9 protein-coding genes and 1 pseudogene are annotated in these 7,187 nt (G+C 40.6%); 4 read left to right on the forward strand and 6 right to left on the reverse strand.

Features of this window, described 5'->3' with window-relative positions; translation table 11 throughout:
* Positions 1 to 169 precede the first annotated feature (169 nt).
* From EO92_RS04205 to yciH, 3 genes are all read right to left on the reverse strand, one after another.
* The gene (locus tag EO92_RS04205; RefSeq protein ID WP_048169554.1) at positions 170 to 1,396 is read right to left on the reverse strand and encodes an Nre family DNA repair protein; all 1,227 of its coding nucleotides are present in this window, start codon (positions 1,394 to 1,396) and stop codon (positions 170 to 172) included.
* A gap of 2 nt (positions 1,397 to 1,398) precedes the next feature.
* Positions 1,399 to 1,758: a transcriptional regulator gene (locus tag EO92_RS04210; RefSeq protein WP_048142084.1), complete on the reverse strand. Its 360-nt coding sequence runs from the start codon at positions 1,756 to 1,758 to the stop codon at positions 1,399 to 1,401.
* 247 nt (positions 1,759 to 2,005) lie between these two features.
* The gene (gene yciH, locus EO92_RS04215; protein ID WP_011032808.1) at positions 2,006 to 2,314 is read right to left on the reverse strand and encodes a stress response translation initiation inhibitor YciH; all 309 of its coding nucleotides are present in this window, start codon (positions 2,312 to 2,314) and stop codon (positions 2,006 to 2,008) included.
* 568 nt (positions 2,315 to 2,882) lie between these two features.
* On the opposite strand from yciH, the gene EO92_RS04220 reads away from it, so the two are divergent.
* Both EO92_RS04220 and EO92_RS04230 read left to right on the forward strand, forming a co-directional pair.
* On the forward strand, positions 2,883 to 3,122 hold the full coding sequence (locus EO92_RS04220) for a transcriptional regulator (protein ID WP_048132080.1): 240 nt from the start codon (positions 2,883 to 2,885) through the stop codon (positions 3,120 to 3,122).
* A 507-nt stretch (positions 3,123 to 3,629) separates the two neighbouring features.
* Positions 3,630 to 4,022 (forward strand): YkvA family protein, encoded by a 393-nt coding sequence (locus tag EO92_RS04230; RefSeq protein WP_048169559.1) that lies wholly within the window; start codon positions 3,630 to 3,632, stop codon positions 4,020 to 4,022.
* 309 nt (positions 4,023 to 4,331) lie between these two features.
* Here EO92_RS04230 and EO92_RS04235 read toward each other — a convergent pair whose 3' ends face one another.
* Positions 4,332 to 4,682, reverse strand: a complete 351-nt coding sequence (locus EO92_RS04235) for a DUF86 domain-containing protein (protein WP_048132086.1) — start codon at positions 4,680 to 4,682, stop codon at positions 4,332 to 4,334.
* Positions 4,679 to 4,975 (reverse strand): nucleotidyltransferase family protein, encoded by a 297-nt coding sequence (locus EO92_RS04240; protein WP_048169560.1) that lies wholly within the window; start codon positions 4,973 to 4,975, stop codon positions 4,679 to 4,681. The genes EO92_RS04235 and EO92_RS04240 overlap by 4 nt, the downstream gene beginning before the upstream one ends.
* Positions 4,976 to 5,021: 46 nt before the next feature.
* On the opposite strand from EO92_RS04240, the gene EO92_RS04245 reads away from it, so the two are divergent.
* On the forward strand, positions 5,022 to 5,219 hold the full coding sequence (locus tag EO92_RS04245) for a hypothetical protein (RefSeq protein WP_048169562.1): 198 nt from the start codon (positions 5,022 to 5,024) through the stop codon (positions 5,217 to 5,219).
* 154 nt (positions 5,220 to 5,373) lie between these two features.
* A complete protein-coding gene (locus tag EO92_RS04250; protein WP_048169564.1) occupies positions 5,374 to 6,213 on the forward strand; it encodes a hypothetical protein in 840 nt (279 codons plus the stop codon).
* Positions 6,214 to 6,255: 42 nt separating this feature from the next.
* On the opposite strand, the pseudogene EO92_RS04255 reads toward EO92_RS04250, so the two are convergent.
* Positions 6,256 to 7,128: pseudogene (locus EO92_RS04255) on the reverse strand (helicase); the annotation flags it as partial.
* Between the last annotated feature and the right edge of the window lie 59 nt (positions 7,129 to 7,187).

Here is a 7,187-nt window from a genome sequence, read left to right on the forward strand (position 1 = left end):
AGAAGCCTGAAAAGGCTTTCAAATCCTTCTTTTGGAATATTATTTTTGGCTTTGTGGACCTATCCACACTTAATTTGAGTTTACAACACATTACGAATTTTTTAAATTACAGATTATTCAGGAAACCCTGTCCCTGAGGTTTGTGAATATTTTTCAAGCTTTAACTAAATCATGTTTTAAAAAAGAAATCAAGCGTTGTCTGGAACCGGAAGTCAGAAAGCATCTTTGCCTGCTGCATCCACTCTAATTTTGGGGTTTTTACCCTTTCCGTAAGGTCCGAAACTGCTGCTTCCAGGGAATCAAAGGTTTTAGGAGGATTTTGAAGAGCTTTTCTCATGCCCTCCCTGACCACCCAGACCCCGAGAGGAGCCCAGTAATCGGGAGTTATTTCCCTCAGCACAAAGACCGAAGCCTGTCTTTTGATTTCTGTCAGGTACTCAAGCACAGGAAGCCTTGCTGCATAATAACCCCCTGCAAGAGGAGAATACCCTTTTTTTCCTTCAAGGCCTTCGCTGTCCTCTCCTATCCAGCTTGATTCCCCGGACCAGACTGTTTTTGGGAGCCAGATTTCAATCAGTTCGAAAGAATAAGCCCGCGGAAGGATGAGGACCTCAAAATGGTTTCCGAAATGTGTCCCGCTGAAAAGCTTAATGTCAGAAACCCACGGAAAGTCCCTTATGCGGTCTGCAAGTTCCTTTCCTGCCATATCATCCACAGCTGTGATAGACCAGCGGGTAGGCACAATTTTACGTTCTTTCCCGAGCAGGCCTATAGAAAAAAGGCGTGTGATATGTTCAGTAGAAACATCACTGTTTAAAAGTTCAGTGACAGCGTCTTTTGCGAGGGCATCGGTATCATAGACCAGGTAGTCCACTTTTTTAGGGACATCCGGGTTTTCGGCAAGCTCAAAGTTTTTCACAAGCCCGGAGGGACCCATAGGTGTAAGGACTGCATCGAACTTGAGTTCCTGTTTTGGGGCTTTAAAAAACCAGGCTTCAGTATCGACTGGCTTACTGGAAAGCGCCAGTTCCTGAGCCTTCACCAGAAGAGGATTTTCTTTGCTCCGCGCATCTTTTATATGCAGGCTCGTGTTTGCCCTGACCATACGGGAGCGCATGGAGATGATATCTTCGATCTGCATGTTCCCCCAGGCCGAAGGATCTTCGAGAAGCAAAGCTTCGTTTTCCGTTGCTAAGGGAGGAATCAGGGGGCCCGCCGAAACCCTGGGGTAACCATGGCTTCCGACAAAAAGAGCCGGGGGAGAAGCCCCGAATACAGAATCTCCAGAGATTACAGGTGAAATTGATTGCAAGGATTTAAATTTTTCAAGGATTGGGCAGCGGGGGCGCCCACAAAGTCCTTTTCCCTTGCACTTGATACACAGTGTGTCTTTCACCTTTAATTCATATCCTTACAGATGATGCAGGCTTTAGCTTCAGGAACAGTCCTGTACAGCCAGCCAGATTTTTGAACAAAACAACATATGCTACACATACCCTCTACCTTCTCCTGAGAGGATAAACCACCATTTAAGAGCACCGATGCAAATTTACGGATTTCTTTCTGGGTCTCTTCAGAAAAATCAACTTCTGCCCCGCGTTTTTCGCTCACGTACTGGGATACCGCAGCTCTTGAAAGCTCAAGGATATCTGCTACATCCTGCTGCGTGCATCCATGCTCGAAAATCATTGCCCGTGAAAGTTCAGCCCTGATTGCAGGCAAAACTTTCTGTACCATAATTTCGCATGTTGTTTTCATTGGAGACCAACACTTGCACAGATCAAATTAAACAATTGGTTTTCAATATATAACACGAATTTTTAAAATATATAACAACGCACTTTTTGTATAGTTTTCCGAGCAGGAACCCAGGTTCCTGTCGATGCACCAAGAATAAAGCACAAGCTATCGAAAAACTGGCAAAAAGATACGTACAACCCCGAATCTATAAACTTACATTCCGGTTCTCAGGTTCGGTTGTTCCGGTGGGGGACGGATTCAGAGTTTAATTCTTAATTTGTTCAGCAGAGAAACCCTTTTCCATGAGGACTTCTTTCATGCGGGTCAGGTGGTTGCCCTGGAGTTCTACAGTGTTTCCTTTTACTGTACCGCCGCATGCAAATTTTGATTTAAGATAGGTAGATAGTTCATGAAGGTCAATTTCACTTGCATCGAAACCTTCTACAACAGTGACTTCTTTCCCATATCTCCTTCGGTTTACTTTCACAGTAATTCTCTGTTGCTCTTTAGCAACCTCTTCGCAGATGCAAAGTTCTTTAGGAAGCCCGCATACCGGGCACATTCCGCTGCTCATTTGTTGGTATGTCCTCCAAATTTGTAATCATTGTATATGTAATTTACATCCGAAAATAACTGATTAGATATAAAGTACTTATCAATGATGATATTAAAGCCTAATGGTGTTTTTAAGGCACTTTATACTGAATTTCGGTCATAAACAAAAATTCTCAATTATATAAAAAGCCAACCAGAGCTTTGTATTTTTTTTATAATTTGTATTTTAAGTAAATAATCTCATCGAGACATAATAAATCTCACAGTCTGGAATTAATTATGGAATTAATAGAATTAACATGTTTGCATAAAAAATGGGGGCAGTATACGAAAAAATCTAAAAATTCGGGCGCAGGCAGCTTCACGAAACAGAAACTCCGGAAAACAGGATTCGTACCTTGAAGAATAAAACCCCGAAAATTTGTGTTTTTGCCTGAAAAAGCATTTTTCAGCCAGCAAAAAGCTAAATATATCTTGAACCCCATCTTTTTATGTTACATATATAATCACACATTTATGCACTTAATATATATAAATGTGCCGATATAATAATGCCCGGGAAATCCAACATATCCGGGAGGTACCCTATGAATGAGTTAATAGGTTTTGTGAACGGAAACAACGTAAGGCAAAAAGTACTCTCTCTGCTCGCCTCAAAAGGGGAAATGGAAGGAAAACGTATCGCTAAAACACTTCGGGTAGTATATCCTACCATAGCAAAGACCCTCGAGGAACTGGACGAAAAAGAGCTGATCGCAAAAAAAGAAGAGGTTTACTTCCTGACCGAAACCGGAATTAAGGTAGAAAAAATGGTTCAGCAAATCTAATATCTTACTGATTTTATCAAATCAAATTTAATTTTTTTAGTTCCGAACCATTTTAATCTCCTCTGTATCTGTTCGGAAACTTTACCATTTTTTTGTAATATTTTAGAGACTATTTTATTGATCGTCAGTAAGGAATTTTCTTGCCTGAGGGCTATAGATTTTGTACCAGAAGGCTGCTTCAAATTTTGCCCTATTTACCGAAAATCGATACCATTCTCCAGCCCCCCTCAAATCCATCGACTGCGCCTCTGTATGAAGATTATTTAGATTATTTTAGACAAAATAAAATTGAAGAATGGGGAAGGAATTCTTGAGACAAACTTAATATCCTATTATCACCGTTTTTATTTGTACCCAATTATTTTAGTGCCTGTATATTTTTTGACACAACCTGGAAAGAGCACTTAATTTAAAATCGATTTTGATGCAAAAAAGGAAAGAATATCCAATTTGAGATTTGGTTTAAGAACCCCGAGATACAATCCAATATGAGATTGGAGGATTATCATGGACAAAACCTATAATTTCAGAGCGAAGAAAGTTGGATCAAATCTTGACCAATTTAATGTAAATCCGGACCAGGATTCTGATACCAGTACGATTTTTCCTGAAGAACTGAGAGGTAGTCATCACCGCCGGGCAGATCTCGGGAAAATATGGTATTATCTGGAATTACTGTTTTCAATGTTATCAGACTCCTTCACCGGGAAATACCCGGTCCCGAAGAAAACGGTACTGGTGATAACATTCGCTCTCCTGTATCTCATAAGTCCGGTTGACTTCTCTCCGGATATTATTCCTTTACTTGGATTTGTGGACGATGTCGCTGTGCTTGCTTTTGCATTTAGCCTTATTAAAGATGACCTGGAAACTTACAGAGCCTGGAAAACAAGTTACTGATAGCGAGTTTGTTTCCGCACTAAAGCGCAGCTTTTCCGTAACAGAAGGAAAATTGAAGAAAGAAATTAGCTGAAAGCCAGCAGAAGCCGAAGCAATATAACTTTTTTATTATATTTCCGCCAGCCCCCCAAATCCTTCGATTGGAAATTAGAAGATTGGGCCGCTGGATTGAAGATTATTTAGATTCAGAAATATGCAATATTGATGTATTCATTTGTCAGCATAAATCAAAAAAAGCCTTTTATTTCGATCTGGAGCAGGAACTGGAGTCTTATAAGAAAAGAAATAGCAAATAAGTCGAATCCATGATTACTTTTCAGTCTCCAGAACATCGAGTATAGCCAGAATCTCATTTTTCAAAGCAGGGATATCGACTTTCACAGAATACCAGACTGCTTTAAGGTCAACCCCAAAATAGTGGTGAATTAATCTATCTCGCATACCTGCAATGTCACTCCAGGGAATCAGAGGATATTTATCACGGAGATCCTTGGATAAGTTTTTGGTAGCTTCGCCTATGATCTCAATCTGCCTGATCGTCCCGTCCTGAACCAGATTGCTGGATAGAAAATCATCTTTTTCCATACTTTCAGTATATTCTTCAATACGTCCAATTGAATTGAGAATATGACTGAGGTAAACAGAATCATTCTTTTTCATGCCGAAATCACTTTTGCTTCCCTTCTTATTCCATCAATAAGGTATGGGCTTATTGAATCTTCAGTAAGCAAATCGACCTTCATTCCAAGAAACTCTGACAGTTCTCTCTCAATTCTGACGAGAGTAAGCAGACTTTTCGTTTCGGAAAACTCTACAAGAATGTCTATATCACTTCCCGGCTTTTCCTCTCCTCTTACATAAGAGCCAAAAACAGCTACCTTTGTCGCTCCTTCTTTTTCAAGGAAAGAAGAGATTTTTTCGAATAACTCTTTGTGCCGGGCAGCATTTTCCATGTCAGTATATTTTGTTTGTGATCATTTAAAGGTATGCTGGAGTAAAATGACGGTAAAAGAAGGAGAAAATAGATTTGGTAAAGGAGAACTTGTGGAGGAGTATAAATTTTTTATTATATTTCCGCCCCAGCCCCCCTCAAATCCTTCGATTGGAGATTTTACGATTGCGTTTCTTTTCAAACCTCTCAAATCTGGAGTTATAGTCAAGATATTTAATAGCTGGACTCCAGATAAAATAGATTAAGAAAAGAGGCAAGTAGACTGCCGAGATCCTTGAATTTACTGTTATGGGATAGCGGAAGAAAAATAATTCTTAAACTTTTTTTGATATTGAATAAAATTAGTTATGGGATGAACTCATAGAAAAAACTATTAATTATGTTGATATACAAGCAAATATGGATAATAAGAAATATTATTCAGAAAGAAGAGGTCTAACAAAAACAAACAAAATAGACTTTGAGATGTTAAAAAAATTATTTTATTCGATATATCAAAGATTTGAAGATGGACTTTACTTTCAACAAGCCACAGGTTACCAGTGTGTCGACAAAGGAGAAATAAGAGGCTTTTGGGGTGGAAATATTGAAGCTTTTATATACACGAAACTAAGGCTATGTGACGTTTGGCCCATAGAAGAAAAAATAGATCAATATGATGAAGCTACTTTATTCAGTTTCATAGAATTTCTTTATGATTATGTGTCTAAACCAACAGATAAATGGTATCATAGGTGGGACGGATGCGGATGGCACTCTTCGGAATACGATAAAGAAGAAGGTCAATCAGAATTTAGAGAAGAAATAAATGTTATTCTCAAAGATTATAGTGAAGGATATGAGCTTTCATATAATGGTGAGATCTTAGAAACCGCACCTTTTGGCTTAAAAACTGTAGTTGAAGAAATTGTCGAAACCAGTGATCCAAGAAATATTGATTCACAAATAAAAATCGCAATATCAAAATATCTAAGATACAATTCAACAATTGAAGATAAGAAAGAAGCAGTTAGAACCCTTGGTGATGTATTAGAATATCTGAGAAAGAGTGAGATCAAATTACCAAAGAAAGATGATAGTGATTTATTCCAAATAATGAATAACTTTGGAATTCGTCACCATAATCCGCAACAAAAAAATGAATACGACAAAGAGATATGGTATGATTGGATGTTCTACGTGTTTCTAATTTCAATAAAAACTATATTAACATTAGAAAGAAAAATCATAAAAAAATGAGTAATAGACAATTTCACACTATCAAAAATCTGCCTTTCTTTTTCATTCCCAGAACTTCTTCGTCTTCACGTAATTCCTCTCCGCAATCAGAATATCCCTGTAAAACGCCTCTTCGTCCACCCTCAACTTTTCAATCACCCTCGATGCCGTCTCAGGCCCGACCCCCCTGCTCGCAAGCGCAATAACGGCTTTTTTCCCCTGCGAGTTCACGATGCTGGCGTTCCGGTAGACTCTCTGGATGCGTTTTTTCTCCTCGGCTGAGACCGGGACGCCCTTTCCCTGTTTCCTGACCAGTTTGATTTCCTCATCTTCCCAGGGCTTGAGAGCTGCAACCATTCTTGAGTCACAGACCGGGCAGATGATTTCTTCGGGAGCATTTTTGACCTGGCGGCGGGAGGTCCATTTCTTGCAGGTCGTGCAGAAGAGGATTATGTTGTCGTTCATGATGCGTTCCTTTAAGGCAAGCACAATTGAACGGTCAGCTTTTTCCGGGGCTACGAGGTCTCTTTTCATGGCAAAGCCGGCTGAGCCGATCGGCGTCGGGCCCGAGACCTCGACTGCAATCTCGCCGGCTGCAAGTTTTGTCAGGACTTCTTTTGCCCTGGGGACGTCGAGCATATCGTGGAAGATCTCGCGGACCACCTCGTCGTACATGGAAGAGCCCTCGTAGATTTCAAGGAGCTTTTTCATGCTGATCCTGTCGTAGTCGATGTCCCGGGAGAGGGCTCCGAACTTGCGGGCTACGTGGACCATTTTCCATTTCATGAGAGTGGTGTTCTTCAGGGTCATTTCGATGATGGGCTCAACATGTTCCGGGCGGAGGGACAGGAGCATGTCCCGGATCTGTGCGGGACCCACCCGACGGGGGAGGGTTAGCCTGATCCTGTACGGGTCCACCTCCTGAGCTACACCTGTCTCTTATACACATCTGACGCTGCCGACGAATAGAGAGGTGTAGATCTCGGTGGTCGCCG

Source organism: Methanosarcina sp. 2.H.A.1B.4, assembly GCF_000979385.1.
Taxonomy (GTDB): domain Archaea; phylum Halobacteriota; class Methanosarcinia; order Methanosarcinales; family Methanosarcinaceae; genus Methanosarcina.